The following is a 26582-nucleotide window of genomic DNA, read 5'->3' as shown; positions in this document are numbered from 1 at the left end:
TTATTTTAATTTATTTATGTTAAACTTACAATATTGAAACGTAAGAATATTCAATAATAAAATCTCGTAAATAAAGCGAAACTTTAATCAGCCCCCCAATCGGGCTACCCGTCAAATAGCGAGATAAACTATTTAATAGAAGGGATTCATACAAATGCTACTTCCAAAATCATTAAAATACGGAGACACAATTGGGATCTACTCCCCTTCTTCACCAGTAACCTACACTTCTCCAAAAAGATTTGAACGAGCAAAATCTTACTTACAACAGAAAGGGTTTCATATATTAGAAGGTTCATTAACAGGTCGATATGATTTTTATCGTTCTGGTAGTATACAAGAGCGTGCTGAGGAGCTAAATGTCTTAATAAGAAATCCTAATATTTCTTGTATTATGTCAACAATTGGTGGGATGAATTCAAATTCAATATTACCTTATATTGATTATGATGCTTTTCTAAAGAACCCTAAAATAATGATTGGGTATTCAGATGCAACTGCTTTATTACTAGCAATTTACGCCAAAACAGGAATCCCTACATTTTATGGACCAGCTCTCGTCCCTTCCTTTGGCGAATTTGAACCTTTTGTTGATTGCACATACAAATATTTTGCTGAAACTTTACTACATGATCATTCTCTTCCTTATCATATAAAACAACCATTATTTTGGTCAGATGAATTTATTAATTGGGAAGAAAAGACGAAGGAGAAAGAACTTCGACCAAACGATTGGATTTCAGTAATTGATGGAAAAGCTACTGGGCGTATTATTGGCGGGAATTTAAACACGATACAAGGAATTTTGGGTAGCCCCTATATGCCACATATTCAAGAGGGCGACATTCTCTTCATTGAGGACAGTTCAAAAGATGCAGCTACTATTGAAAGAAGCTTTTCATTACTTAAAATTAACGGTGTATTCGATAAAATTTCAGGTATCATTCTTGGAAAACATGAGCAATTTGATGATTGTGGTACAAATCGAAAGCCTTTTGAAATACTATTAGAAGTACTTCAAAATCAAAGAATTCCTTTTCTAGCTGACTTCGATTGTTGTCATACACATCCAATGATTACCATGCCTATCGGTATTCAAGTAAAGTTGGATGCAACAAATAAAACGATACATATTGTAGAACCTTGGAAAAAATGAATGCATAGCTTCTATTGTTTTACAATAAAAGCCATGATACTATATAATTTGGAATGTGAAAGATTAAACAAAATACGTTCCAATATCTATTATTAGGAAAAGATAGATATAAATATATATTTATATGTAAAAGAGAGTGAATAAATGAAACCAACTATTAAAAATTACGTATTTTTACATGTAGCTTTTTTGATATATTCTATCATTGTGGTTTACATGAAATGGGCAGCTAAGTTTCCCATTGCTTCCATCTCATTTTTTATTGCTTATTTCGGACTAGTTGTACTTTTATTCGGATATGCAATTTTATGGCAACAAGTAATTAAGCATTTCGAAATATCAAAAGCATATTCACATCGCGGAATTATTATACTGTGGTCAATGCTTTGGTCAGTAGTTCTATTTGGAGATACGATACAGTGGAATCATTTACTTGGTGCGGCTATTATTATCGTCGGAATTGTGGTGGTGACAAAAGATGAATAGTTATATGTTGTTATTGATCTTTGGAATCGTATTGGCCAATTACTCACAAATTTTATTAAAAAAGGCTACTTTACAGCAATATGATTCTAAATTAAAAGAATATGTAAATCCATATGTAATCATCGGTTACTCTTTATTTGTACTTAACGCAGGATTCAATATTATCGCCTTAAAGGGACTGACAATAAATCAAGTCTCTGCATTAGAATCATTAAGTTATATCATCATATTAATTTTCGGTTGGTATTTTTTAGGTGAAAAAGTAACGAAAAGAAAAGTAATTGGGAATACTATCATTTTAATGGGTGTTGTGGTGTATTTTATTAAGTAATCACTTATACAAAAAGCTCCGTTTATCACAAACGGAGCTTTTTACTATTGACCTAAATTTTGCACTTTATCTTTCAAATCTCGAACTTGATCTACCGTCTGCATAAGCTCAGAGTTTTTAAATTGCTCTACATCCACTTTGCCTTCTTCTATCTTTGTCTTCGCCGTATCAATTAACGTATTTAACTTTTCGTTATATCCGACGATTTGTTGATGAAGATCCTTTGCTACATCAGGTGGCGTTAATTCATTGAATGCGGGTATATCTTGTTTAATTTCACTAAGCTTCGTTTCTAATTCTTTTCGAGCCTCGCTATCATTAACGGCCTTTTCTGCTAATGCTGGTGCATCATTTGCAAATGCACTTATTTCATTTACATAGTCTGTCGCCTTTTGAGCATAATCTATGGAGTTCTTTCCTTCTTCCACTATTGAACATCCCATTAAACCAATTGAAACTATGAATACTAATACAATTGATTTTATTTTCATTTTAGACCCCCTTCGTCCTTATAATTGTCTGTAATTTTCTCTATACATAACTTCTAGCTAAATTGTTTATAACCTTTTTCAAATAGCTATTTACCCTCTTACATGCCCTATTATCGTTACAACATCTATTTCTATATGTACGCTTATAATATCTTCAATTATATCCATATATCCTTGTCCTATAGCTGTTCCATAGTGTAATGTAAGCCCCTTCTTTTCATACACTGACTTTGGCACTGAAAAAATAAATCTCCTCAAGTTTCTTTCATCAGCTGGTTCCATAATTAAAACAATCCCATCCTCATCAAACATATACGCTCGCCCTCCAACTTTACATTCACTATGGCTCAGTATTGCCTTGGTCAGCAAAATTTAAAACATAATAAGTTAAGATACACTCCGCTCTATCATAAAGTGAAACTTTAATTAACCCTCACCAGTCGAATCTTTATCGGCAAATAGCAGGATAAAAATAAAAAGCATTCATTCTTTTTTGTTAAGAATGGATGCTTTTTAAAAAATCAATTTCTAACTCTAGCATCTTTTTTTGACGAGGTTTTACTTTCCTTACGGGAACTCCAGCGTAAATATACCAATCATCTAAACTCTCTTTTACCATACTCATCGCACCGACTGCTGTACCTTCTCCTACCGTTACATTTGGAAAAATAATAGAATTAGCACCAATAATCACATGTTTTTTTAAAATAACTTTTTCTGCTTTCACATTCCTATATTGATTCGGGACGGTTGGCCCCATTAATGTATTTCCACTGAAATCATCAAGTACTGCATATACGATTGTTTTAGCTGAGATGTTTGCAAAATCATGCATTTCAATCCCAACTTCCCCTCCATATAACGCTGTATACGCTGATATGTGCGAATAACTTCCAATTGTGATTTTACCACTTAAAATGCAAAAATCATCAATTCTTACATGATTGCCAACTGATATAGCACTCGGATTATATATACTTGCTTTTTTACTAACCAATACATTTTTCCCAACAGATAAAAATCCAATTCCCTTTAGTTCTTCTTGACTATAAAAACTATTCATCTACCGACACCACCTTCTGCTCTAAACAGATTACAATTTGCTCTACTAGTTCTTTCGTCATTCCTTCCCATAAAGGTAAACTTACGATTCGTTTTGCTATTTTATTCGTCTTTGTTAAATCTGTAGACTTATAGTTTTTAAAAAGAACTTGTTGGTGGCAAGATGGTGAAAAGTATAATCTAGCTTCTATTTTCTGTTTTTTCAATTCTTCTATTACTTGTATGTTGCGAACTTCTTCTGGACAAATGATAGGCATAAATTGGTGAATAACTGCTTCTGTCTTTTGGACTTTCCACCCTTTTTTCATTAACCCAGTATTTTGTAACAACTGTTTATACCATTCAGAAATACGAGTGCGTTCTTTTAATTTTTGATCCCACTTTTTTATAGTCGCAATCCCAATAGCTGCTGCGTATTCAGACATTTTACAATTAAACCCCATCATCGTACATTCACGATTTTTATCAAATCCGAAATTCCCCATTCTTTTAATACGTTGTATATCTTCTTCGTTTTTACTATATATGAGCCCTCCTTCACCAATTCCGAAAGGCTTTGTTGCATGAAAGCTATATACGATCATTCCACTAAAATCTTGACCGTAATGCATTCCTCCATTCATTAAACCAAATCCCGGCGCCGCATCTACGACAACCGGAATCCCCTTCTTCTCTAATTCTTCATATTCTTCTAAGTTCATCCATGATCCAAAAGTGGCGTACGGGACAACAATCGCAACCTCTTCTTTTAATTCTTCTATCTTATGCAAAAGTACGGTTTTATCCATATACCAATCATCTATTGAAATATCAATAAAGTAAGGTTCCAATCCACACCAAATAGCGGCTAAGGCAGTCGCAGGGAATGTAAAGCTAGGCATGAGAGCATACTTTCCCTTTCTTCTTTTCTTTAGTTGAATAGCCGCCATTAACCCTAACGTTGCGTTTGCTACTGTTGTAACAGCTCCCCTGTTTTGAAAAAATGACGACATAATTGTTTCCTCAAAACGTTGATTTATAGGTCCATAATTCGTATATATGTGAGATGTATCAATTTCCTTCAATTCATCCAAATACTCACTTACAGGTACAGTTGAAGCACGTAAAAAAGGAATACTCTCCATATCTATCTATTCCTTCCTATCATTTTCGGACAATATAGAGCATATCTGTTTCAGATAATCCAAATTTCCTAGCACTTTTCATTCCTTGTTTTTCCGCTATGTTATATAATTCCACCTTAAATCCTGCATTCATTAATCGTTGAATAAATCCCGATTGATTATAAATTCTCACATGATCTTCTTGACCAAAAGCTAATTTCCTCAATTGTGGTGTTACAATTAATTCATTCTCTACAATAAAATCTACATTCATTACGATTGGTACTTGAATAATTCCCCATCCATTTGGCTTTAACACTCTATATAACTCTCGCATTGCTTTGTCATCATCAGGAACGTGTTCTAACACATGACTACATAATATTACATCAAAAGTATTACTATCATATGTAATCCTTGTAACATCAATTTCCTTCATTAATGGATCCTTTGGTTCTAAGTCACCACATACATACGTAATATTTTTATACTCGTTAAACCAATCTCTTAACTTCGCTTCAGGTGCAATATGAAGCATAGTATAGTTTCTATTTAACAAGTCCGTTTCCGTTTCAATGTACGCACGATACAATCTTTCACGATCCATCGAATTACAAACTGGACATATCCCTGTATCTTTATTCCACATCTCAAATTTATATTTCGGAAAATCATAATGTGCTGGCCAAGGTGAAAATTTTTCAAATTGTTGATTGCAATATTGACAATAACAACATTCTTTCTCGAACATATGAGCAACTAACTTGTTTAACCCTTTTTTTATCTTTTCATTATAAATTTGATCTAGTTCGCCATTTCTTACTGCATCCTTAACTATAAATCCCGCATTTTCTAAACAATAAGATAAACTCTCTTTATACTCACTTTCGGAGCTTAAAAATCCACTATTATATGCATCTATAATTAATTCAATCCACTCTTCAATTGTCATTAAAATAAAATGCATTTGTTTTTGATTTTGTCCACTATGTTGTCTAAAATAACTAAGAGGTTCTTGTATATAAACTACTTTTCCTTTCCTCATCATATCTAGCCAAGTTGCAATGTCATTAATAGCAGAATAAGCCTTTCCTTTAAAATATCCAAACTTCCCGTCAAACAAATTCCGATTAAACAAAACAGTTGTCGGCTCACCAACTACATTTTTCAAGTTTTTTAACATATAATTCCCTAATTCTTTTCCTTCAAAAAGTGTAGTTTCTTTCGCGATTTTCATATTTAATGTTGAAGGTGGTAATATCTCTCCATTCTCATCAATCAGTTCACGATATGACGTCACAAATGAAATATTTTCTAACGCCAAAAAGTATTGCATCATTCTCTCGATCTTTTCATGATGAAATAAATCATCATCTAATAAAAAGTTTATATAGTCCCCATTCGCAAGTTCTACACACTTATTAAAGTTTTCGGCAACTAACGGCGTTTCATTTTTTACATATGTAATACACTCATATTCACGTAAGTACGGTTGAATCATAGCATTGACTTCATTATTTGTACTGTCGTCAGAAATAATAATTTCAATATTTTCATATGTTTGATTCAAAGCGCTGTTGAGTGCTAATTCTAAGTAATAAGGTCTATTGTATGCAGGAATAAGTATACTTACTTTCGGTAAAGAAGAATTATTATTTATATGTTGTTTTTTCTTTTCTATGTTTATTTTCTTCGCTCTAATTTTTTGGTAATAGTCTAATGTATATAATATTGATGATGGAACTATCCTTCTTGCATAATCTAGAAAATTAGTTATCGCTTTGTCTAACTCTTTTTCAGTGGATAAGAAACCATATTGTTCTCCTGCTATAATACTGTGTGAAAAATCTTCTAATCCATCCATCATTTTATTAGATTCATTTAACTGTTGATCTGGATGTAATCGAAAGTAACTAAGTGTCTCTGCTATATATACAGCTTTTCCTTTACTTAATAAAGATAACCATGAAGCTATATCTACGTTACATAAATACCGCCTCTTATCAAAAATCCCAAACGGTTCTTGTAAATCATTTTTACGAAATAAAACTGTTGTCGGTTCTCCAATATAATTTTTTTGATCCACAATTACCTTATTTCCTAATTCTGTTCCCGCTATAATGGTATCCTCTTCAAATAAACGGACAGTCGAATAAATATGTCGTAGCTCTTTCCCTTTATCATCAATGACTTGACGATGAGATGTTACAAGCTTAATTTCATTATCTAAATCATCGAAAAAATACTTCATCATTTTTTCAATTTTATTCACATGAAATACATCATCATCCATTAAAAAATTTATATATTCACCGTTCGCTTCATTAAATAACATTAGCGCATTTTCAAATTGTCCGAGAGTTGATCTATTTTTTATATAAATAATATTTGAATGATCACATAAGTATTTTTGTAACACTTTTTCTGTTTCATCATTCGTGCTGTCATCTCCAACTATAATTTCTATATTAGGGTACGTTTGTTCTAACACACTACATAGCGCCTTTTCAAAGTAACGAGGACGATTATACGTAGGAATTAATACACTTACCAACGGAAGTTGCTCTACCACCTCTTCAGTTCTTTCAATACGAGTTCTCATTTTAACTCTCTCACCTCTTCGCATATTATTTATATACGCGACACAAAAATCACATTACTTTAACTGTATGGAGCCTATATACTTTTATGCAAACATGAAACAAATTATCATACTTTTCGTTCCTGAATAAACATATTTAATAATGCGGACATTTTATTTGCACCTTTTTTATTCATATGATCACTATCATAAAAATCATCGTCACAAAATAATGGCGAATCAAATAGATCTATGATTTGAAAAGAATATTGAGTTTGAAAATCATTTATAACTTTATAAAAATCTTCTTTTAATTTTTTACTACTACAATTGAAATAATGTGAAGTAACAGGGAACACAACAATTAGTGGTTTTATATCGTTTTTTAACAGTAAATCTAAATATTTTTTAAAAATCATTTTATTTTCAACTAAAGTATGAGGGTACGACAATTTAGCATGTGAAGCTGCTCTTATTTTCCCGTGTTCTTCAAAAGGAATGTGAAGAGGAGTGGTATTCCACTCAGCATTTATCCAAGGCAGTATCAATGATTCATCTTTTAGTTCGTCTAATAAAATATATTCAAAATGCAAATTAAAAATAGAAAGAAGTGGTTTCGGAGTATTTAGATGGGAGAATCCATCAGTGGGTAGAGGAGAGTGAACTACAGTATGATGACCATCTTGAAACAATGGATAATATACTTTGTGAATTCTATATGATTCGGAGGATAACGACATATCAAAGTAAAACGAGAAATAGGCTATTCCTATTAAACAATATTGAAATGAATGATTGTTTGATAAAAGTTGTGACGCTATTAAATAATCATAGTATAGATCTTGCGATGGAAGTGTTAATTTTATTGACTTTTTTGAGAGAAGCTCCGTACTTATGCCACAATGCGGATAAGACAAACCGGTAGCAAACAATTCATACGTCGGATCACTCTTTGCTTTTTTCATAGAAATGTATAAAGACATAAGATCCGGATTTATTTGATAGATAGAAATTAATTTATCCTTCCATTCATACATGTATTTTGTTAAATTAATAATTTTTGAACTTTGCACGCCCCTATTTATCAAGTCATTTGTAAGTTTTTCTGCGTCCCCTCTCCAAATGACTATATATTGAAAAGAACTTTCTATACGAACAACATCTGAAACGTCCACAACATGAACTATTGTTTTACATTTATTTTTGTCTAACGTATTTCGAATCCTATCCCCTGATAATTCATCACTTAAAACAATGATTTTATATTGCTCCTTCATGTACATCCCCTCCATTATATGTATAATATGAAATTCATTTTTAATTCGCAACAATCATATACACCTGCAATCTAACAAAAAAATAGCTCCACCATTAGGCGTAGCTATTTTTACAATTATTGCTTATTCAAATTATATTCCTTTATCTAACTCATAAAGTTTACGATACTTTTCATTTTCTTTCAGAAGTTGTTTATGACTACCTTGCATGACAATCTGGCCACGATCAAGGAATATAACTTCGTCTACATGTTCTATTCCTACAAGATGGTGCGTAATCCAAATAACCGTCTTTTCTTCCGTTGCAGAAAACATTGTTTCAATTAAAGACAATTCTGTTTTTGGATCTAAACCGATAGTCGGTTCATCAAGTACAATAATTGGTGTTTCTTGCATAAGAGTTCTAGCAAAAGCAACCCTTTGTCTTTCCCCACCAGAAAACCGCTTTCCCATTTCATGCATTTTTGTTTGTAATCCGTCTGGAAGAGAAGTAACATGTGAAGCTAATTGTGCTTTCTCTAAAGCTTTCCATATCTCTTCATCCGTCGCCTCTGGTTTGCCAATTCGTACATTATTTCCAATTGTCGTATCAAACAAATGCGGCTTTTGATTTAATACAGAAATATATTTAGATAAAAGATTCGTATTAGCTCGTTCACCATTTAGTACAACTTGGCCATTTACTGGGCTTAACGCCCCTGTTAACAATTTTAGTAAAGTAGATTTCCCTGTCCCACTTCTCCCTAAAATAGCAATTTTCTTCCCTGCTTTTATTTGTAATGATACATCTTTTAATACAATCTCATTACTATCTGGATAACTATACGATACGTGATTCAGTTCAATATCTACATGTTTTGGTTCAATATAATCTTTCTCTCCATGCAAATCCGTTTCATCATGTAAAACACTATCACTTTCTACGCCATTAAGACGATGGGTAGATTCTACATACGACGGTATTCGATCGATGGCATCTGCAATAGGAATAAGCGCGTTCATTACAGATAAAGTCATTAATACGAAAGCTGCGATAACTGTAGGAGAAATTTGTTCACTTGCCGCTTCATTCCCAGTCCATATGATCATCGAAATAACTACAATACCTACTACTAATTGAATGATACTGTCCCGAATATGATACCAGCGTTTCACTCTCTTTTCGATTTTTAACAACTGATCATTTTGTTTTACATACTCATTAATAAATTCATCTTTACGACCACTTGCTTGCCAATCAGATAATCCAAAAACAGCATCTGTCAGTTGTTGATACAAACGGTTTCTTCCTTGCTTTAAAGTAACATGATGTTTCTTCATCAAAAGTAATGATACAAACGGAAGAAGAAAAACGATAATAGCTAACATACAACCTACAATAAGTGCAAAAACAAAATCAAATGCACCGATAACAAGTACGAAGATACTATAAACAACTAGCGCTAATATGCTAGGAAATATTGTACGTAAATATAGGTTTTGCAAATGCTCTATATCTTCGGATAACACTCCTAACATATCACCCGTTTGAAATCGAGAACGGAAAAATAACGCCTGTGGTTCTACTATTCTATATAGCCTCGTTCTCATTTTTTCTAATATACGTAGTACGACATCATGTCCGACTAAGCGCTCTATATAATGAAATACAGCTTGCCCTATACTAAACGCTCTTGTTGCAACAATAGGAACATATACAGCCATTACATTTTCTGGTCTAAGGGCAGATTTTGAGATCAAATAACCTGAAATAAAAAGTAACATCGCTCCTGAACTAACTCCAAGAAGACCAAGGAAAATAGTTAAAGTCATTCTACCTTTATTTTGTTTTATATAAGGTTTAACCCAGTTACTCATTTCTCTCCCCTCTCTTCCCTATGAAAATGTAATGTCTCATTCTCTAAAAGTTCTTCATACGTCCCACTTTCTTTCATTTCCCCTTTATTTAAAATAAGAATATAGTCCATTTGTTTCATCCAATGTAGACGGTGGGTTGCTAAAAATACTAACTTTCCATTAAATAGACGTAACATCGCTTGCTTTATTTCAAATTCGGTTTCAATATCAAGATGTGCCGTAGGCTCATCTAATAAAATGATTGGTTTTTTACTTAAAAGCGCACGCGCCATAGCAACACGCTGTTCTTGTCCGCCACTTAGCATACGTCCACCTTCTCCAATTCTTTCGTGCATCCCATTTGGAAGTGATGTAACGAGTGAACGAAGGCCGACTTCATTAATAACTCTTTCAACTTCTTCATCTGTTGCATTTGTTTCATAAAAACGAATGTTATCCTTTAATGAAAGCGGAAAAATATAAGGTTGCTGGGGAATATAAGCGATATTTTTTTGCCAATCTTCACGAGTAGATCCATCAACTTCTACACCATTTACTAACATCTTTCCACTCGAAGGAGATAAAAAACCTGCTAATACGTCGATTAACGTCGATTTGCCTGCACCACTTTCACCAATAACACCAATAGCACCGTTACCTTCCCAAGTAAAATTAATTCCTTCTAATATAGCCTTTTCAGATTCAGTATTATTAACTTTGATGTCTTGTAATTTCAAGCTACTAGAGGCATTCCATACTATATCTTCATTTAAATCTTTCTTTTGTATTCCTTTTTGTTGTTGCAAAATCTCTTCTATTTGCTCCATCGCAATTTGTCCATCTAATGTCGCATGATAATTTGCTCCCACTTGTTTAATCGGCAGAAAATATTCCGGAGCTAAAATCAAAATTGTAAGGGCTGGTAATAGTATAATCGTTCCATCTATTAAACGTATCCCTAATCCAACTGCCACAAACGCAATTGATAAACTCGTAAAGAAATCTAATGCAAAAGAAGAAAGAAAAGCAACTCGCAAAGTACGCATCGTTGCTTTTCTATACCTTTTACTTACTTTTTCAATCTTTCCTTCGTGCTGTTCACTTTTCCCTAAATACTTTAATGTTTCTAAACCTTTTAACGTATCTACAAAATGGTTCGAAAGTACACGATATATCTCGTACTGACTATCTGCCATTTTTTGCGCTGCTAATCCGAGAAGAATCATAAATATGATCACGATAGGAATCGTTACAACTAAAATGATTCCAGACTCAATATCTAGTGTAAAAACATATAGTACAATTAGACCTGGAACGATGCTACTTCTAATCATTTTAGGAATCGTTAATTCAATATATGTTTTAAATTTCTCAATCCCTTCAATTGATAAGGTAACCAGATGACCAGTCCCAACAGTTTGAACATACCTTGGACCTAATGTGAAATATGCCTCTACTAGTTGTTTTCTTAGTAACGACCCTGTTTTTTCAGCAAAACGTTCCACTAATATTTGTGATGTTCGAACTACTATGTGACGCGCTGCAAACGCGATACCAAAATAAACAATTTCACTTAATATTGTTTGTACTGTCTCTCCATGAAATAAAAACGTAATAGCTCGTGCTAAAAAGATTGTTTGCGCAATAATACTAAAAGCTTCTAAAATACTAATAATCGTTAACGCTACATATAAAATACGGCTACCGGGATAAGACGGAAGTCCTCTTTTTCTTTTCATTAGTACTCCAAATCGTTGTCTGACTTAACAGGTTGTCTAAATACATAATAACTCCATATTTGACTTCCGATAACGAAAGGCAAAATAGCAATCGCAAAGTAAGTCATAAGTTTTAATGCATAAGCTCCTGATGCTGCGTTGTAAATTGTCAAATCATTCATTGCTCCTAAAGAGCTAATCATAACACGTGGGAACATACCGATAAATACACTCGCACTTAGTAAAATGATTGTTAAACTCGTCATAAAGAAAGCCCAACCATCTCTTCTTCTTTTATTTAATAAAGTGGACACTAATAGTGCTACAAAAGCTCCGATTGGTACCATAATCCATTCTGTTCCATGAGCAGTGAAAATGTCGGTTTTCCATAACCCCACACCAGCAAAAACAAGAAGTGTAATTAATGAAAATGGTGCAATTTTTATTGCAGCAATTCGTGCACGTTCTCTCAATTTACCAGTTGTACGTATCGTAAGAAATTGTAATCCGTGAACAATACATAGTAGGAGAAACATTACTCCTCCAAGTAACGCAAATGGATGAAGTAATTGCAAGAATCCACCTACAACATTTTTACTCTCATCAATAGGTACACCTACCATAAAGTTTGCAATCGCAACTCCCCAAAGGATAGGAGGTAACATACTTCCAATAAACATCCCCCAATCCCATGCACTCTTCCATTTATGATTATCTATTTTCGCACGAAATTTAAAGGAAACACCTCTTAAAATTAAAGCAAGAAGCATAAATACAAATGGAATATAAAAACCACTAAATAAAGTTGCATACCAGTGCGGAAATGCCGCAAACATGGCTCCACCAGCACAAACAAGCCATACTTCATTCGCGTGCCAGAACGGTCCTATTGTATTTAAGTAAACTCGTTTTTCAAAATCATTCTTTCCTAAAAACCTCGAAACCATTCCTACCCCAAAGTCGAAACCTTCCAGTACGAAGAATCCAACAAACAAGATTGCAATAACTAAAAACCATAACTCATTAAGAGATAACATACTCTTCCTCCTTATCAAATGGATCATGGCTTTGATAATCCTTTTTCGTTTCCTTATTCTTGTGGCCCTTAATGGTACGAACAAATAAGTACACACAAATTCCACCCATAATTAAATACATTGATGTGAATGAAATAAGTGAGAATAATACTTCACCGAATGTTACATTTGGTGATACAGCATCTTCTGTTTTCATTACACCAAATACAACCCAAGGTTGACGACCCATTTCAGTCATAATCCACCCTACTGTATTACCGATGAATGGAAGAGAAATTGCATACACCATTAATTTTAAATACCACGTTTTTTCCGCTAAACGATCTTTTCTTGATAAGAACCATCCGTAAGCTCCTAGAAGAAGCATGAATGTTCCACTCATTACCATCGCTCTAAAACTCCAAAACATTGTATGCACTGGAGGAATATAATCTCCAGGTCCATATTTTTCCTCATATTGTTTTTGAATTTGATTCATCCCTTCAACTTGACCGCTAAACTTATCATACGATAATAGACTTAGCATATAAGGGATTTGAATTTCAAACGAATTTTCTTTCTTCTCTGTATCAATTTTCGAAAATACTGTAAATGGTGCTGGATCCTCACTTGTATTCCATAGTGCTTCAGCTGCCGCCATCTTCATTGGATGTGTCTTAATTAATTGTTGCGCTTGTGCATGACCGAAGAATAATACAAGCGCCGTTGTAATTGTTCCAACAATGATAGAAATTCGGAAAGATTTTTTAAATACTACAGTTTCTTGTCCTTTTGTAATTTTCCATGCACTTACACCAGCAATAAAGAATGCACCTGTTGCAATTGCCGCTGTAATTGTATGCGGGAATTGTACCCATAGTTGTGGGTTTTGAATAATGGCTAAGAAATCATTCATTTGCGCACGACCATCAGCTGCCATTTCATACCCGACAGGTGACTGCATAAATGCACTTGCAGTTAAAATCCAGAATGCTGATAACATCGTTCCAATTGAAAGGAGCCAAATACACATTAAGTGAATTCGCTTCGGTAATTTATCCTCACCGAATACCCATAAACCCAGGAATGTAGACTCAATGAAAAATGCCAGTAATCCTTCAATCGCAAGTGATGGACCAAATACATCACCTACAAAACGTGAATACGTTGACCAGTTCATACCAAACTGGAATTCTTGTAAAATACCTGTTACTACACCTACTGCAAAGTTAATAAGGAATAATTGCGTCCAAAACTTTGCCATCTTCTTATATACTTCTTGCCCTTTTACCACATACAACGTTTGCATGATCGCAATAATAAAAGCTAAACCAATTGACAGCGGAACAAAAAAGTAATGGAAAATCGTTGTTGATGCGAACTGTATTCGTGCCAATTCGAGCGTTTCCATACTAAAATCACTTCCTTCATAGTTTTTATAATAAAAGTTAATTGAGCAATCTTATCAAACTCAATTATTAAGAAATACGAAAAGACAAAAACATTTTGTATGTATTGTCGAAAAATATGAAGTTTCAGTTTTTCAAACTATTGTAATGCTATTTTTTACCTTTTCACTATTTCTGTAGTGTTTTATTCGTTAATCGAATTGTATAATATACCTGCATAGTAAATTCAGGTTATTTTTGACGTATTATTGACATCATTTTGTCTGAAATATGTCTTTTGTCATTTTTTTGAATCAGATTTTTCTCATTAGCAAAATGTGTTTTTTCAATATACTTCTTACTTTTATATCTATAAAACAATCGTTTTTCTCTTCATACACTTGACTTTCACCCGAAAAAATGTCCTCGAAACTACCCTCGATAAACGCTTGTTTTTTGTCAAGAGAAAAATGTATTTTTAAAATTCAAACTCGAAATAATGTTATTCAAAAATAGAAAATAACTTCCCTCTTCCTCGACTAAAAGTTCATTTTTTTGTCATTTTTCCAGAACAAATAAAAAAAACTGAAAGTCGATTAGACTCTCAGTTTTTTTATTTATTTTGCTGTATGTTTTCTAACGGCTGGTAAAATTTCAGTAGCAATTAATTCAATATTTTTCTCAATTTTATCAAATGGTACACCGCCAAAATCAATTTGTGCCATAAAGCGTTGTTGGCCAAATAATTCATATTGGTACAGCATTTTCTCAATGATTTGTTGTGGGCTACCAACCATTAAAGCATCACGGTAATCTATTGCATTTGTAAATTGCTGTTTCGGATACCCACCACCGCGCAGTGTAAGCATACCAGCATTAATGTGAGGGTAATATTCACTAAGTGCATCTTGTGAATTTTTTGTCGTATAAAATAAACTCGTTGTCGCAACTGGTAAACTAGCTGAATCAAATCCACTTTGTACAGCCGCCTCGCGGTAAGCATCTACTGACACTTTAAAGTTAATTGCTGGACCACCAAGTGTTGTTATCATCATTGGTACACCCGCGCGTCCTGCTTTAATTGCACTAGCTGGTGGACCTCCAACCGCACGCCAAATTGGTAAGTTATTATTTTTCGCTCTCGGAATAACCGATGCATGTGCGAGCGGTGCTCTGAACTGTCCATTCCATGTGACATGTTCCTCGTTATTAATTTTTAATAAAAGATCCATCTTCTCTTCGAATAATTCTTCATAATCATTCACGTCATAACCAAGTAAACTATATCCTCCAATACGAGATCCACGACCAGCCACAATTTCTGCACGTCCATTAGAAATCAAGTCAATTGTAGCGAAATCCTCATATACTCGAACTGGGTCAGATGTACTTAATATCGTTGCTGAACTTGCAATTTTTATATTTTTCGTAGCTTGCGCGACCGCACCTAAAATAACTGTATGAGCTTGCGTTGTAAAATGCGTTTGATGACTTTCACCTACAGCAAACACATCAAGCCCTGCCTCATCTGCTAACTTAGCTGTTTCAATTAGTTCGTGAATTCTTTTTTCTGGCGTAATTTTCTCCCCATTATGTGGATTTAAAACATGATCGCCAATTGAATATAACCCAAACTCAATTCCTTTTTTTGTATCGATACGGTATTTTTCCATTGTTGCTCTCCCCTTTAATAATGTAGTATTAGTTTTTCTTCTAAAAACGTTGGTAAGTCAAGTATATCTCTGTATTACCTATCTCATCACTTGATTAGTCAATTGATGGTGTAAAAAAAATTACTCTTGCGGTAATTCTTTTTTTTCGCTATGCTTATGAACTTTCGTCATCAGCTCATATAATATTTTCTGCTCTTCTTCATTTAATACATCATCAAAAAACGAAGATTGAAATGCAAGTTGCTCTGGCAATGCTTTCTCTAAGGCCGATTCCCCTTGCTCTGTAAGACTAATTGTTTTCGTTTTCCAATCTTGTTTTCGTACAATATATCCTTCTTTTTCAAGACGAGTTAACATTCGAGAAATGCCACCTTGTGTAACAGTTACCTTTTCAGCTAACTCCATTTGTGTTAGTGGTTGATACGTACGTATTTGCAAAAGCACATCAAATTGAGCTGTCGTTAAATCAAAACGTTTTAAAAACTCATTTGACATTTGATTACTTTGGTTCGTAAATCGTATTAAACGTAACCATATTAATGATCCTATCGTATTATCACGCATTTTTTGTCACTTCCTAGCGTTCATCTTACTATCACTTTACTACGCAAGTGATAAAAAAGCAAGAAAAAATGTAATAAATATATCGATAGAGTATTGCATAAATAATGATAAGTAAGAATTCATATAAACATGAATTCTTACTTATCATTATTCTTAACTTTTCCTTTCATTCATTACTATATTTAAAGCTGCCATAGCTTTTGGCCAACCAACGTAAAAAGCCATATGTGTTATTAATGCAACCAATTCATTCTCCATAACCCCATTTTGTTTAGCTAGCTTCAGATGAAATTGTAATTGTTCTGTATTGCCGAGACTGATTAGTGCTGACACAGTACACAAACTTCTTTCTCTTAATGTTAAAGTGGCATCCCGCCACACTTCCTCAAATAATATCTTTTCACTATAATGAGCAAATGCAGGTGACATTTCTCTCATTTTCTTTTTAATATGTACTTCAATAAGTTCATTTTTCATTTTTTTCTCCCTTTATTTTCACCATTTGTGCTATTCCTTGACCAAATGACCAGTTTTCAGCAGCTGTCTCATTTAGTGTAATAAAAATATCCGAAGTTTTAACGTTGGAATATTCCGTAATTTTTAAGGATACCGATTGATACAAATCTTTTTTCTGTTGCACCGTTCTTCCCGGTCCACATGTAATAGAAACATAAATCATATTCTCTGTTCTCTTTTCTCCTCTTTCCAACAAATAATATGGATTATATAAAAATTTGTTTTGTTGGTAAGGTAAGAACATTTGAAAATAATCATTTTCAGGGATGTTAAAATGTTCAATTAATGAAAGATGAATACATTCACCCATTTTTTCCAGCTCTTCTTCATTTAATATGTTTTCAGAATAATAAATCTTCACAAAAGGCATAGACTTTCATTCCTTTTCTTATTTTTAATATACAACAAAATTTCATCGTGAAATGTGTAAAATCTCATATACTGTAACACCTTTATTCACTACAATATCAGGCTTCTCTTCATAAAACTCAAACCTACTATACCCCCATTTATCCGGATTATAAACAATTACATTCCCTAAACACTTTTCGTTGTTTTGTACATCTTCATTCATAGTGCTTAATTGAGTCCCAATCAGTGTTTTACTTTGAGAAATACTTCCTGCATATTCAACAACATATCTACTTTTCTTAAATCCATCACTTAGATTAACCACTAATGGAACACCTATATGTATTTGTTGCCATCCAAAAGATTGTAAAATGTTATCGTAATACCCTTCAAAGATAAATTTATTCATCCCTTCATGACCATTCCAAATATATAAAGGTGCATAGCAGTTATAAAAATTCCCGTCTTTCTCCGTTTCCGTAATTAAATAAGCTTTAAAATTTAGTTCTTGGAAACCATCAGTTTTATAGCCATTATCCTTTACCCTTTTCTTAATAATTTCCATGTCATAATCCTTTGGAAGAATGACCTTATATTGCATTCCAATCATGTTTATCACTCGCTTTCAATCTTATATACATTATGATAAATCGATAAGCGGCTAACGTAAAATAGGTATAAATTATGTTTGGTATCATTTATAATGATAGTGCATAAGGGGCTGAGATACATGGAAATAAATGATCTTATTATATTCAAAACTGTGGCCAGTGAGGGTTCTATTAGTAAAGCTGCTAAAGAGTTAGGATATGTTCAACCGAACGTAACTGAGCGAATCAAAAAATTAGAACAAGAATTAGAAACGCCTTTACTACATAGAGATAACAAAGGCGTTTCCTTGTTACCTGCTGGTGACATTTTATTAGATTACACGAATAAAATATTAACTCTATTAGAAGAAGTAAAAGATGAAATTAAAACGAGTGGTTCTTCTTATATAATAGCGACGTCACAATCTATTTTGACAAATTATTTAAGTAAGCGTATTAAAGTAAATTTCAGAAATTATCAAATATATGTAGAAAGTAGTAGTCATTTGCAAAAATTACTGCAGCAACAAAAAGTTGATATGGTCATAACTTATGAGGATTATCCTGACGCATCGTTTAAAAAAGTGTTCACAACCTCAATTTCTGTAGGCTTATTAAAAGCGAAAGAAAAATGTACCATTGATTATTCAAAAGAAATTTTCTTCGTTAGCAATGACAAAAAGTGCCCTTTTAGGAATAAGACAATACAATTTCTAAAAGAAAACAATCTATCTCAGCGACAACTTCAACAGTTGGATTCTTATTCGCTTATGGAAGAGTTTATTGCTGATGGAAAAGGAATAGCTTTTTTACCGATTAAAAATGATACATTAGTAATAATTGAAGATGTTCCCCTTGAGAATTTAGCTGTTCATTTTTTTACGAATCAAACCTTTATAAAGCATATCCCTGATGAACTATTTGATTAATAAAATGACTTTGATTACAAACTTTTTTCAAAATAAAAATCCCTCTTTAACGAATATAAAAGAGGGATTTTTATTTTGTATACAATTGATTTTTCACACATTTTGCTCCACTTCTGCACTTTTCTCCTTCTTATTCCGTTTCATATTCTTCAGTCCCTTAACTGTACCAACTAATCCTTTCGGGAAAACTAGCAATACGATAATGTACAATAAACCAAGAATAATCGTCCATCGTTCAAAGATCGGATACTCTGTAGCTAGTTCTGATAAATAATATTTTAGGGATTCAATAATCCCAGATCCAGCAATAGCTCCAATTAATGTTCCGATTCCTCCAATCATTGTCATCAAGAGTGCATTTAGTGTCATTTCAATTGAAAATACAGTCGTATTAACAAAACGTAATGTAATAACAAATAAACCACCGCTAATCGCAGCTACTACTCCTGCAACAATGCTAGCAATAATTTTATAATGAAGCACTTTATATCCTAGTGCTTCAACACGTTGCTCATTTTGTGAAATTGCTTTTAATACTTTTCCAATAGAAGATTTGGTGAAAAGACGTAAGAGAACAAAAATGATAAGTAAACATATAAGTGTTACATAATAAAACGTAAAACGATCACGGAATACGTCTGGTACACCAAATGTAAAACCATCTCCTCCGTGAGTGAGCCCACGCCATTTTTCAGCAAGGACGAAAAACAACTGTGAAATAGCAAGTGTTAACATTGCATAAAAATGACTTTTCAGCCGTAAAGAAAGTAAACCAATTATATAACTAACGATTGCTGAAATGATAATTGCAGCTACTATTCCAATTAAAAAGTTCGTTATTGATACGCCTTGTCGATCAAATAAAAGCGCTACCCCATATGCTCCTATCCCAAAGAACATACAATGACCGAACGATACAATTCCTGTATACCCAAGCAATACATCAAAACTCATTGCAAAAATAGCAAAGATGAAGATTTGAGTGAACAAAATTAACAAGCTCCTTGAATCATTTACGAACGGAAATACACTTAAACAAATGAGCATACATACTCCAAAGTATACTTTAATTCGGTCCGATGTGTTGTTCACCATTTCACCCCTTTTCACCAACAAGTCCAGTTGGCTTCACTATTAAGAAAAATAGTAACATTAACATATTAATTGCAAGTGATAAATCTGGTATAAAATACGCTGTAAAAGCACCAGCTAATCCAACAATTAAAGAAGCAATAGCTGAACCTTGTACGCTTCCTAATCCACCGATAATTACTACTATAAAAGCTAAAATTGCATACTGCATGCCCATCTCGGCGAAAATAACGCCCGAATACGGCGCTAATAAGAATCCTCCCAAAGCTGCCATCCCTGCTCCTAATAAAAAGACGAAAGAAAATATCGCTTTTACATTAATACCAAGCGCTTGAACCATTTCTTTATCCATTACACCTGCACGGATCATAAGACCTATCTTCGTCTTTTTGAGTAATAGTAGTAGTGCAATGTAAATAATTATCCCAATCAAAATAACAAATAGACGATATTTAATTAATATAATACCTCCGAATGTAAAACTTCCTTGTAACCATAACGGTAATTTTGCACTAATAGGGTTTGGCCCCCAAAATATTTTAATACACTCACTAAGAACGAGCATTCCTCCAAGCGTAACGAGCAGCTGTCGAACATGATTTCCATATACCGGTCTAATAAGAAACCTTTCTAAAATAAATCCTAGGAACATTCCCATGGCTACTGCTCCAACTAAAGCTAATATATAACTTCCTGTCATATTAAATAACCAAACACCTGTAAATGCTCCCCATGCAAATAAACCACCGTGTGCAAAGTTTAAAACGCTCATTAGACCGAAAATAAGTGAAAGACCTGATGCTAACAAAAAAATGAGCATCCCTGTTGAAATCCCATTTACAAATAAATTGATTAACACATCCATCCTTTTCACCTCGGATTCATGTTAAGAGATTCCTAAATATTTATGACACATTTCCTTATCCTTTTTTAATTCATTCATAAAACCGTTATGAACAATTCGTCCGTTATCCATAATGTAAAAATAATCACCAATTTGACTAGCCATCATAAAATTTTGCTCAACAAGTAAAACTGTTGTTTTCTCTTTCATCTTCAAAATAGCTACCATTAATTTCTCCACCATTATCGGGGATAGCCCTTTGCTCGGCTCATCAATAAGTAATAATCCATCACTATTAATAAACGCTCTTGAAATAGCCAACATTTGCTTTTGCCCTCCGCTCAAGAGCCCACTTTTCTTATTCCAAAACTGCTTTAAATCCGGAAATAGTTCCAGCATCCACTCTATTTTCCCTTCTACTTCCTCACCTTTTCCCCTAGCAAGAGCGAATGTTTCTTCTACTGTCAAATCATGAAAAATACCTTGATTTTCTGGTACATACCCTATTCCTTTCCTTGAAATTAAATGTGTAGGTAATCCACTTACTTTTGCACTATCATAATAAATTTCACCATCTGCAATCCGGTGAAACCCCATAACTGAACGTAATGTCGTTGTTTTCCCTGCCCCGTTTCTACCAAACAGTACAGTAATCGTCCCTTTCTCAACAGTAAGAGATACTCCTTGCAAAATATGAAACTGATCTAAATACGTTTCTATACTATTCACTTGTAATAGTGCCACTATATAATCCCCCTAAATAAGCACTTTGTACACGCTCATCTTTCATAATTTCTTCTGGCAATCCTTCAGCCAATAACTCTCCATGAAATAAAACGATAAGATGATCTGACAAACCTAATATCATATCCATTTTGTGTTCGATAAGTACAATTGTACTCTCTGGATGTTTCTTAATATTTTCAATCACTTGTAATATAGCAGGGACTTCCTCAACCGAAATACCTGCCGTAGGCTCATCAAGTAATAACACATCCGTTTTTAAAGCTAATAACATCGCAAGTTCTAGCTTTCTTTTCTCTCCATGTGCCAAATCTTTCGCTAATACGTTCTCTTTCTCGTGAAGTAATACTGTTTTTAAGAAACGTCTCGCCTCTCCAACTTGTTGCTTTAATTTTGCTGGACTCGGGAAAAAACTATAGTAATCTTGTACGAATGATTGAACACTTAAACGGACATTTTCAAGTACCGTTAATTCCGGGAATATGTTTGTAAGCTGAAAAGAGCGACCGATTCCTAAGCGTGTTCGATCTGAAATCGATAGTTTTGTAATATCTTGCCCTTTAAAATACACTTCACCTGTTGTGGGTGAAATCTGTCCACTTAGTAAATTAAATAACGTTGTCTTTCCCGCACCATTTGGCCCGATAATAGAAATGAGCTTTCCTTTTTGGACAGTTAAATTTACATCTTTAATAACTTGATGTTCACCAAAAGATACACTAAGATTTTTCGTCTCTAGCAAATGTGTCACGAAATCCCTCCCTTTAAAGCCGTGAGTATGAAAGAAATATGTATAAAGAGGGTCCCCCCTCTTTATACAAAAACAACAGAAAATTCAGTCTATTTATTTTGAACTGGTGGTTCTGTCTCTTGCATCGTTAATTCTCGCTCTAACACTGGCACCGGATAATCAACACCATCTTGCTTTTTCAATGTGATAGAATACAGTGTCTGCATCGCTTGGTGGTCCTTCTCTCTAAACTTCATCTTTCCTTTCGGTGTATCGAATTCCATTCCTTCCATTTTCTTAATCAAGGTATCTACATCTGTATCACCTTTTGTTTTCTTTAAAGCTTCTACAATAGAAATTGCAGCTGACATTCCTCCTGCTGTAAACAAATCTGGCACTGCACCATTAAAACGTTTTTTATGCTCTTCAACTAGCCAATCATTCACTTTATTTTTTGGAAGTGTGTGATAATATACAGAAAAACCTTGCATACCTACTAATGCATCCATTGTTTTTAATGCTGGTATATCTGGCGCACCTGTAGAAATTTTAATACCTTGCGCTTCCACATTCATATCTTTCAACTGTTTCCAAGGTGAATTTGCCCCTGCCCAAACGATAAATAAATAATCTGGTTTTGAACTAATGATATTTTGAATATTCGCTGTAAAATCTGTTGAATTTGTATCCGCGTATTGCTCATTCACAATGCTCGCACCTAATTTTTTCGCACCCGCTTTAAATGCAGCAATCCCTTCACGACCAAAAGCGTTATCTGGGGCAAATGTCGCAATCTTTACATCTTTTTTCGCAATTGCTGCTGCTCCTGCAATCGCATCTTGTGAGGAACTTCTTCCAGTTCTAAAAATATATTTATTCCAGTTCTTCCCGGTAATACTATCCGCAACTGCCGGTTCTACAACCATAATCTTTTCATATTCCCCGGCCAGTGGTAAAACCGCTAACGTATCACTTGAACTAGACGATCCAACTAAAAAATCAACTTTCTCTTCTTCTAATAACTTCGTAGCTTTTTTAACTGCTACATCCGCTTTCGTTTCTGTATCTTCTACAACAAACTTAATCTTTTTCCCATCTACTTTCCCAGTTCCACCAGTTGCATAATCTAACCCTAATTCAAATCCGTTCACTGTTTGTTTTCCATACGATTCTAGCGGTCCTGTTAAAGAAGCAAGGACTCCTACCTTAATCGTTTTTTCATCCTCTGTACTTGTTTTCTTTCCTGAACAAGCTGCCGTTATTAATAACGAACCTAAAACACAACCAGTAAACATTGTCTTTAGCCACTTACGTTTTTTCATCGACATTGTGATCCTCCCCATACTTTACTTTCTGATAGAATCAAACACGCCAAAATCCCCTGTCCGTAATCATGACTAACTAATTCGATAGATAATGGAAAACTCTTGTAGTACCCTCTACATTCGGCACAAATATATAATCACCTTCCTATGTAATGGAAACGGACATACAATCAATATATATTCTGCAATCCAATTGAAAATACTGTTTCATTTCAGTAATGACCATACAAAAAGACTAACTTATTTTTAAGTTAGTCTTTTCCCCTTAATTAGAGTTAAGTTCTACTTTCTCTAACCCTTCAGCCAATTGTTTCTTATCTAGTCCTTCTCCTATTACTACTAAGTTTGTCGGGAAACCGAAGTCTTGTTCTAATAAAGTTGGTACTCCGAACGAATATTGGAATAGGTGAGGGTATTTATCTCCATGGAATTTCACAAAACCTTTCACTCGATAAATACTATCTGGTAAATTCGAAAGCCATTCATATAATTTGTCTTGATCAATCGGTTTCGTAAATTGATATGTCATCGTTTGTATATGTAAATGCTGTTTGACATGTAGTGTCTCGTGTTCCTCATCATTTGGAAATTCTGCTTCTTCTATATCTTTTAAAGATATATTACAATACTTTGTCTCATACATTTTCGCATGATCATTTATTGCCTTTACTTCTTCAAATACTGTATTCTTATCTTCATCTTTTAGTAAATCTGCTTTATTAACAAGAATGTGACTACCAAATTTCAGTTGCTCATGCAATAGCTGTTGTACATTTGCACTTAATATACTTCGATTTAACCACCTTACTGCATCTAAAACGACTACAATTGATTTCACTTCCAGAAAAGGAGCTAAAATTGGCGAGACACACGCGTCTAACACTTCAATTGGATGCGCAACACCTGTCGTTTCTATATAAATTACATCTGGTCTTTCTTGTTGGTATAACGAATGTAATTGTATTTCAAGCTCTTCTTTTAACGTACAACAAATACATCCTTTAAGAAGTTCTCTTAAAACATTCTCTTTTCCAATAATATCTGTATCTACTGAGTATTCACCAATTTCATTCATTAATACTGCAACTTTTCTATTCTTCTTTTTCTCTGCTAACAATAAATTTTGTAATAATGTTGATTTTCCACTACCTAAAAAACCACCTAATATATGAATCTCCACTTTATTCATTCAACCGACCATCCATTTCTTTACTTCAAATGTATTCAAAGCGTAATAATTACGATTTATACTTATTATTTTATTAAAAGAATGACCATTTGTAAATATAAGAGATTCACTGTTCATTTACTTCATATGCAACTCTAACTCCAGACTCAATTGCCCCTTGCATCCACCCATGTGTTAATGTCGTATGCTCTCCTGCAAAGTGTACTTTTCCAGATGGTGGTGTAATATACGGAAATAACTCGAGCTCTTGGCCTGGTTCGAAAGCTGTAAATGCACCGCAAGAATACGGATTTTTACTCCAGCTAAAAGATGTTCCAGTGACAAACTCACTATAGACGATGTCACCGTATATTTCCGCTAAATTTTTTAATGCGTAACGAATACGATCTCTTTGCGGGAGACTATCCCATGTTAACGCCTCATCTGCCCACGTATAACTTGCTATAACGATAGCTGGTCCTGGAGTATGAATGCCATAACTCGGATAGTATGTAAACCGTATCGGTAAATCAGTAATAGATTTACCGCCACACTGTCCCGCTTTCTCCCAAAATCTACTTTTAAACTCTATTGCAATTTTAGTTGCAGCAATATAATTTAATTCACGAATTGCTCTTTTTTTAAAATAAGAGAATAAATAGTATGGCTGAACTTCTACAAATCTTAACGCTGAAAATGGAATTGTAATAATAGCAAAATCACTTGTTATTGTAAATTGCTCTAACGTTTGTTCATGATTTCCTTGTAACATTACTTTATTATCTTCTTGTATAATTTTATCAACCTTATACTGCATTAAAATATGTTCCCTTAATTGTGGTAAGAATGCATTCGATAACTTATCCATTCCACCAGTTATTTCATAATATTTCGTTGTTGAAGTAAAGAAAATCATTTCACGTAATACTTCAATTAAGGACATTCCCATATAAGCTTCCATATCAAGAAGTACCCCAATCATATCTATTGCACCATCTGAATAATACTCCATTAAAAATGAACCAAGCGAATACGTTTTATACTTTTTTTCAACGATAAGCCAGTTTTTATCAGGATCCTTCTTAATATAATTTAGTATTGGTTCTAATACTTCAATCATTAGCTCTTCTGCCGTTTTTCCTCTTTCTTTATCCAAAACCGGATATTCAAGTACACTTGGATCATTTTCAAACACATTCAATCTCGTTTGAATGTTATTCGTATAAATGATATCTGCAAAAGTTTTATTTATAAAAAGGTTTAAAGGTAGTTTAAATTTATGAATATACGCTAAGGTTAACTTATGGGTGTCAGGGATTCTCATCGGTCCCGCATTAAAATATAAACCCACACTAAATGGTTCCCGAATCGTATACACCCTGCCACCTATTCTGTTATTTGCTTCTATAATCGTTACTTCGTGCCCAGCCTCTTTTAATAAAGAACCTGCAACTAATCCAGAAATCCCTGCACCTGCAATCGTAATCCGTTTTGAGTTATTCTTTTTAACAAGCCCTGCATGAATAATATGAAGCATTTCTTCCATTGCTAATGGGTTCCCCATGCCATTTCCCCTTTTACAAAGGATTTTACTGAATTATATTCGGTTCA

General features: G+C 33.7%; 26 protein-coding genes. 4 read left to right on the top strand and 22 right to left on the bottom strand.

Annotated elements, in window-relative coordinates; translation table 11 throughout:
* Positions 1-154: 154 nt before the first annotated feature.
* The 3 genes from NST86_RS09555 (at position 155) to NST86_RS09545 (ending at position 1973) form a co-directional block, all read left to right on the top strand.
* Positions 155-1156, top strand: a complete 1002-nt coding sequence (locus NST86_RS09555) for a S66 family peptidase (RefSeq protein WP_000926316.1) — start codon at positions 155-157, stop codon at positions 1154-1156.
* 144 nt (positions 1157-1300) lie between these two features.
* On the top strand, positions 1301-1642 hold the full coding sequence (locus tag NST86_RS09550; protein WP_000805132.1) for an EamA family transporter: 342 nt from the start codon (positions 1301-1303) through the stop codon (positions 1640-1642).
* The gene (locus NST86_RS09545) at positions 1635-1973 is read left to right on the top strand and encodes an EamA family transporter (RefSeq protein WP_001089876.1); all 339 of its coding nucleotides are present in this window, start codon (positions 1635-1637) and stop codon (positions 1971-1973) included. The genes NST86_RS09550 and NST86_RS09545 overlap by 8 nt, the downstream gene beginning before the upstream one ends.
* Before the next feature lie 44 nt (positions 1974-2017).
* Here the strand turns inward: NST86_RS09545 and NST86_RS09540 are convergent, their stop codons facing one another.
* The 15 genes from NST86_RS09540 to NST86_RS09470 all read right to left on the bottom strand — a co-directional run bounded on the left by NST86_RS09540 (position 2018) and on the right by NST86_RS09470 (position 18159).
* Positions 2018-2464 carry a DUF6376 family protein gene (locus NST86_RS09540; protein WP_000695229.1) on the bottom strand — a complete coding sequence of 149 codons (447 nt, stop codon included), beginning with the start codon at positions 2462-2464 and terminating at the stop codon, positions 2018-2020.
* Positions 2465-2554: 90 nt separating this feature from the next.
* Complete coding sequence (locus NST86_RS09535; protein WP_000459099.1) at positions 2555-2776, bottom strand: hypothetical protein; 222 nt, start codon at positions 2774-2776, stop codon at positions 2555-2557.
* 184 nt (positions 2777-2960) lie between these two features.
* Positions 2961-3527 carry an acyltransferase gene (locus tag NST86_RS09530; protein WP_001084167.1) on the bottom strand — a complete coding sequence of 189 codons (567 nt, stop codon included), beginning with the start codon at positions 3525-3527 and terminating at the stop codon, positions 2961-2963.
* A complete protein-coding gene (locus NST86_RS09525; RefSeq protein ID WP_000443945.1) occupies positions 3520-4650 on the bottom strand; it encodes a DegT/DnrJ/EryC1/StrS aminotransferase family protein in 1131 nt (376 codons plus the stop codon). The genes NST86_RS09530 and NST86_RS09525 overlap by 8 nt, the downstream gene beginning before the upstream one ends.
* A gap of 19 nt (positions 4651-4669) precedes the next feature.
* Positions 4670-7231 (bottom strand): glycosyltransferase, encoded by a 2562-nt coding sequence (locus tag NST86_RS09520; protein WP_016117613.1) that lies wholly within the window; start codon positions 7229-7231, stop codon positions 4670-4672.
* Between the two features lie 107 nt (positions 7232-7338).
* A complete protein-coding gene (locus tag NST86_RS09515; protein ID WP_000664248.1) occupies positions 7339-8487 on the bottom strand; it encodes a hypothetical protein in 1149 nt (382 codons plus the stop codon).
* A gap of 132 nt (positions 8488-8619) precedes the next feature.
* Entirely contained in the window at positions 8620-10344 is a 1725-nt protein-coding gene (cydC, locus tag NST86_RS09510) for a thiol reductant ABC exporter subunit CydC (RefSeq protein ID WP_227593132.1), read from the bottom strand.
* On the bottom strand, positions 10341-12062 hold the full coding sequence (cydD, locus tag NST86_RS09505) for a thiol reductant ABC exporter subunit CydD (RefSeq protein WP_086424362.1): 1722 nt from the start codon (positions 12060-12062) through the stop codon (positions 10341-10343). The genes cydC and cydD overlap by 4 nt, the downstream gene beginning before the upstream one ends.
* Positions 12062-13078, bottom strand: a complete 1017-nt coding sequence (gene cydB / locus NST86_RS09500; RefSeq protein WP_000950083.1) for a cytochrome d ubiquinol oxidase subunit II — start codon at positions 13076-13078, stop codon at positions 12062-12064. The genes cydD and cydB overlap by 1 nt, the downstream gene beginning before the upstream one ends.
* Positions 13065-14468 (bottom strand): cytochrome ubiquinol oxidase subunit I, encoded by a 1404-nt coding sequence (gene cydA, locus NST86_RS09495; RefSeq protein ID WP_086424364.1) that lies wholly within the window; start codon positions 14466-14468, stop codon positions 13065-13067. Before cydA ends, cydB begins: the two co-directional genes overlap by 14 nt.
* 594 nt (positions 14469-15062) lie before the next feature.
* Positions 15063-16118, bottom strand: coding sequence for an LLM class flavin-dependent oxidoreductase (locus tag NST86_RS09490; protein WP_016117611.1), 1056 nt, complete (start codon positions 16116-16118; stop codon positions 15063-15065).
* 120 nt (positions 16119-16238) lie between these two features.
* Complete coding sequence (locus tag NST86_RS09485) at positions 16239-16682, bottom strand: MarR family winged helix-turn-helix transcriptional regulator (RefSeq protein WP_001205528.1); 444 nt, start codon at positions 16680-16682, stop codon at positions 16239-16241.
* Positions 16683-16835: 153 nt separating this feature from the next.
* Positions 16836-17159, bottom strand: a complete 324-nt coding sequence (locus tag NST86_RS09480; protein WP_016117610.1) for a carboxymuconolactone decarboxylase family protein — start codon at positions 17157-17159, stop codon at positions 16836-16838.
* Positions 17149-17568 (bottom strand): tautomerase family protein, encoded by a 420-nt coding sequence (locus NST86_RS09475; protein WP_016117609.1) that lies wholly within the window; start codon positions 17566-17568, stop codon positions 17149-17151. The genes NST86_RS09480 and NST86_RS09475 overlap by 11 nt, the downstream gene beginning before the upstream one ends.
* A 42-nt stretch (positions 17569-17610) precedes the next feature.
* The gene (locus tag NST86_RS09470; RefSeq protein ID WP_000579908.1) at positions 17611-18159 is read right to left on the bottom strand and encodes a DUF4865 family protein; all 549 of its coding nucleotides are present in this window, start codon (positions 18157-18159) and stop codon (positions 17611-17613) included.
* 120 nt (positions 18160-18279) lie between these two features.
* Here NST86_RS09470 and NST86_RS09465 point away from each other — a divergent pair, with 120 nt between their 5' ends.
* Positions 18280-19068: a LysR family transcriptional regulator gene (locus NST86_RS09465; RefSeq protein WP_000404994.1), complete on the top strand. Its 789-nt coding sequence runs from the start codon at positions 18280-18282 to the stop codon at positions 19066-19068.
* Between the two features lie 93 nt (positions 19069-19161).
* On the opposite strand, the gene NST86_RS09460 is transcribed toward NST86_RS09465, so the two are convergent.
* The 7 genes from NST86_RS09460 to NST86_RS09430 form a co-directional block, all read right to left on the bottom strand.
* Complete coding sequence (locus NST86_RS09460; RefSeq protein WP_016117608.1) at positions 19162-20115, bottom strand: branched-chain amino acid ABC transporter permease; 954 nt, start codon at positions 20113-20115, stop codon at positions 19162-19164.
* Positions 20116-20164: 49 nt separating this feature from the next.
* A complete protein-coding gene (locus tag NST86_RS09455; protein ID WP_000382787.1) occupies positions 20165-21025 on the bottom strand; it encodes a branched-chain amino acid ABC transporter permease in 861 nt (286 codons plus the stop codon).
* 21 nt (positions 21026-21046) lie between these two features.
* A complete protein-coding gene (locus NST86_RS09450; protein WP_001196718.1) occupies positions 21047-21748 on the bottom strand; it encodes an ABC transporter ATP-binding protein in 702 nt (233 codons plus the stop codon).
* Positions 21726-22499 carry an ABC transporter ATP-binding protein gene (locus NST86_RS09445; RefSeq protein WP_061664145.1) on the bottom strand — a complete coding sequence of 258 codons (774 nt, stop codon included), beginning with the start codon at positions 22497-22499 and terminating at the stop codon, positions 21726-21728. Before NST86_RS09445 ends, NST86_RS09450 begins: the two co-directional genes overlap by 23 nt.
* Positions 22500-22588: 89 nt before the next feature.
* Positions 22589-23806 carry a substrate-binding domain-containing protein gene (locus NST86_RS09440; protein WP_016117604.1) on the bottom strand — a complete coding sequence of 406 codons (1218 nt, stop codon included), beginning with the start codon at positions 23804-23806 and terminating at the stop codon, positions 22589-22591.
* A 262-nt stretch (positions 23807-24068) separates the two neighbouring features.
* Positions 24069-24992, bottom strand: coding sequence for a CobW family GTP-binding protein (locus NST86_RS09435; RefSeq protein ID WP_016117603.1), 924 nt, complete (start codon positions 24990-24992; stop codon positions 24069-24071).
* 106 nt (positions 24993-25098) lie between these two features.
* Positions 25099-26535: a flavin monoamine oxidase family protein gene (locus NST86_RS09430; RefSeq protein WP_016117602.1), complete on the bottom strand. Its 1437-nt coding sequence runs from the start codon at positions 26533-26535 to the stop codon at positions 25099-25101.
* Positions 26536-26582 lie beyond the last annotated feature (47 nt).

Source organism: Bacillus sp. FSL L8-0199 (assembly GCF_038005705.1).
Classification (GTDB): domain Bacteria; phylum Bacillota; class Bacilli; order Bacillales; family Bacillaceae_G; genus Bacillus_A; species Bacillus_A cereus.
The sequence above is the reverse complement of the archived record's forward strand: the minus strand, read 5'-3'. Positions and strand labels throughout refer to the sequence as shown.

Excerpts from the sequence above, each read along its gene's own strand:
- NST86_RS09440 (WP_016117604.1), bottom strand. The coding sequence starts at position 23,806 with ATGTCGATGAAAAAACGTAAGTGGCTAAAGACAATGTTTACTGGTTGT.
- NST86_RS09545 (WP_001089876.1), top strand. The coding sequence starts at position 1,635 with ATGAATAGTTATATGTTGTTATTGATCTTTGGAATCGTATTGGCCAAT.
- NST86_RS09460 (WP_016117608.1), bottom strand. The coding sequence starts at position 20,115 with ATGCTCATTTGTTTAAGTGTATTTCCGTTCGTAAATGATTCAAGGAGC.
- NST86_RS09455 (WP_000382787.1), bottom strand. The coding sequence starts at position 21,025 with ATGGATGTGTTAATCAATTTATTTGTAAATGGGATTTCAACAGGGATG.
- NST86_RS09465 (WP_000404994.1), top strand. The coding sequence starts at position 18,280 with ATGGAAATAAATGATCTTATTATATTCAAAACTGTGGCCAGTGAGGGT.
- NST86_RS09490 (WP_016117611.1), bottom strand. The coding sequence starts at position 16,118 with ATGGAAAAATACCGTATCGATACAAAAAAAGGAATTGAGTTTGGGTTA.
- NST86_RS09550 (WP_000805132.1), top strand. The coding sequence starts at position 1,301 with ATGAAACCAACTATTAAAAATTACGTATTTTTACATGTAGCTTTTTTG.
- NST86_RS09475 (WP_016117609.1), bottom strand. The coding sequence starts at position 17,568 with ATGCCTTTTGTGAAGATTTATTATTCTGAAAACATATTAAATGAAGAA.
- NST86_RS09485 (WP_001205528.1), bottom strand. The coding sequence starts at position 16,682 with ATGCGTGATAATACGATAGGATCATTAATATGGTTACGTTTAATACGA.
- NST86_RS09535 (WP_000459099.1), bottom strand. The coding sequence starts at position 2,776 with ATGTTTGATGAGGATGGGATTGTTTTAATTATGGAACCAGCTGATGAA.
- NST86_RS09520 (WP_016117613.1), bottom strand. The coding sequence starts at position 7,231 with ATGAGAACTCGTATTGAAAGAACTGAAGAGGTGGTAGAGCAACTTCCG.
- cydD (WP_086424362.1), bottom strand. The coding sequence starts at position 12,062 with ATGAAAAGAAAAAGAGGACTTCCGTCTTATCCCGGTAGCCGTATTTTA.
- NST86_RS09525 (WP_000443945.1), bottom strand. The coding sequence starts at position 4,650 with ATGGAGAGTATTCCTTTTTTACGTGCTTCAACTGTACCTGTAAGTGAG.
- NST86_RS09480 (WP_016117610.1), bottom strand. The coding sequence starts at position 17,159 with ATGAAAAATGAACTTATTGAAGTACATATTAAAAAGAAAATGAGAGAA.
- cydA (WP_086424364.1), bottom strand. The coding sequence starts at position 14,468 with ATGGAAACGCTCGAATTGGCACGAATACAGTTCGCATCAACAACGATT.
- cydC (WP_227593132.1), bottom strand. The coding sequence starts at position 10,344 with ATGAGTAACTGGGTTAAACCTTATATAAAACAAAATAAAGGTAGAATG.
- NST86_RS09430 (WP_016117602.1), bottom strand. The coding sequence starts at position 26,535 with ATGGGGAACCCATTAGCAATGGAAGAAATGCTTCATATTATTCATGCA.
- NST86_RS09555 (WP_000926316.1), top strand. The coding sequence starts at position 155 with ATGCTACTTCCAAAATCATTAAAATACGGAGACACAATTGGGATCTAC.
- NST86_RS09540 (WP_000695229.1), bottom strand. The coding sequence starts at position 2,464 with ATGAAAATAAAATCAATTGTATTAGTATTCATAGTTTCAATTGGTTTA.
- cydB (WP_000950083.1), bottom strand. The coding sequence starts at position 13,078 with ATGTTATCTCTTAATGAGTTATGGTTTTTAGTTATTGCAATCTTGTTT.
- NST86_RS09515 (WP_000664248.1), bottom strand. The coding sequence starts at position 8,487 with ATGAAGGAGCAATATAAAATCATTGTTTTAAGTGATGAATTATCAGGG.
- NST86_RS09470 (WP_000579908.1), bottom strand. The coding sequence starts at position 18,159 with ATGATTGGAATGCAATATAAGGTCATTCTTCCAAAGGATTATGACATG.
- NST86_RS09435 (WP_016117603.1), bottom strand. The coding sequence starts at position 24,992 with ATGAATAAAGTGGAGATTCATATATTAGGTGGTTTTTTAGGTAGTGGA.
- NST86_RS09530 (WP_001084167.1), bottom strand. The coding sequence starts at position 3,527 with ATGAATAGTTTTTATAGTCAAGAAGAACTAAAGGGAATTGGATTTTTA.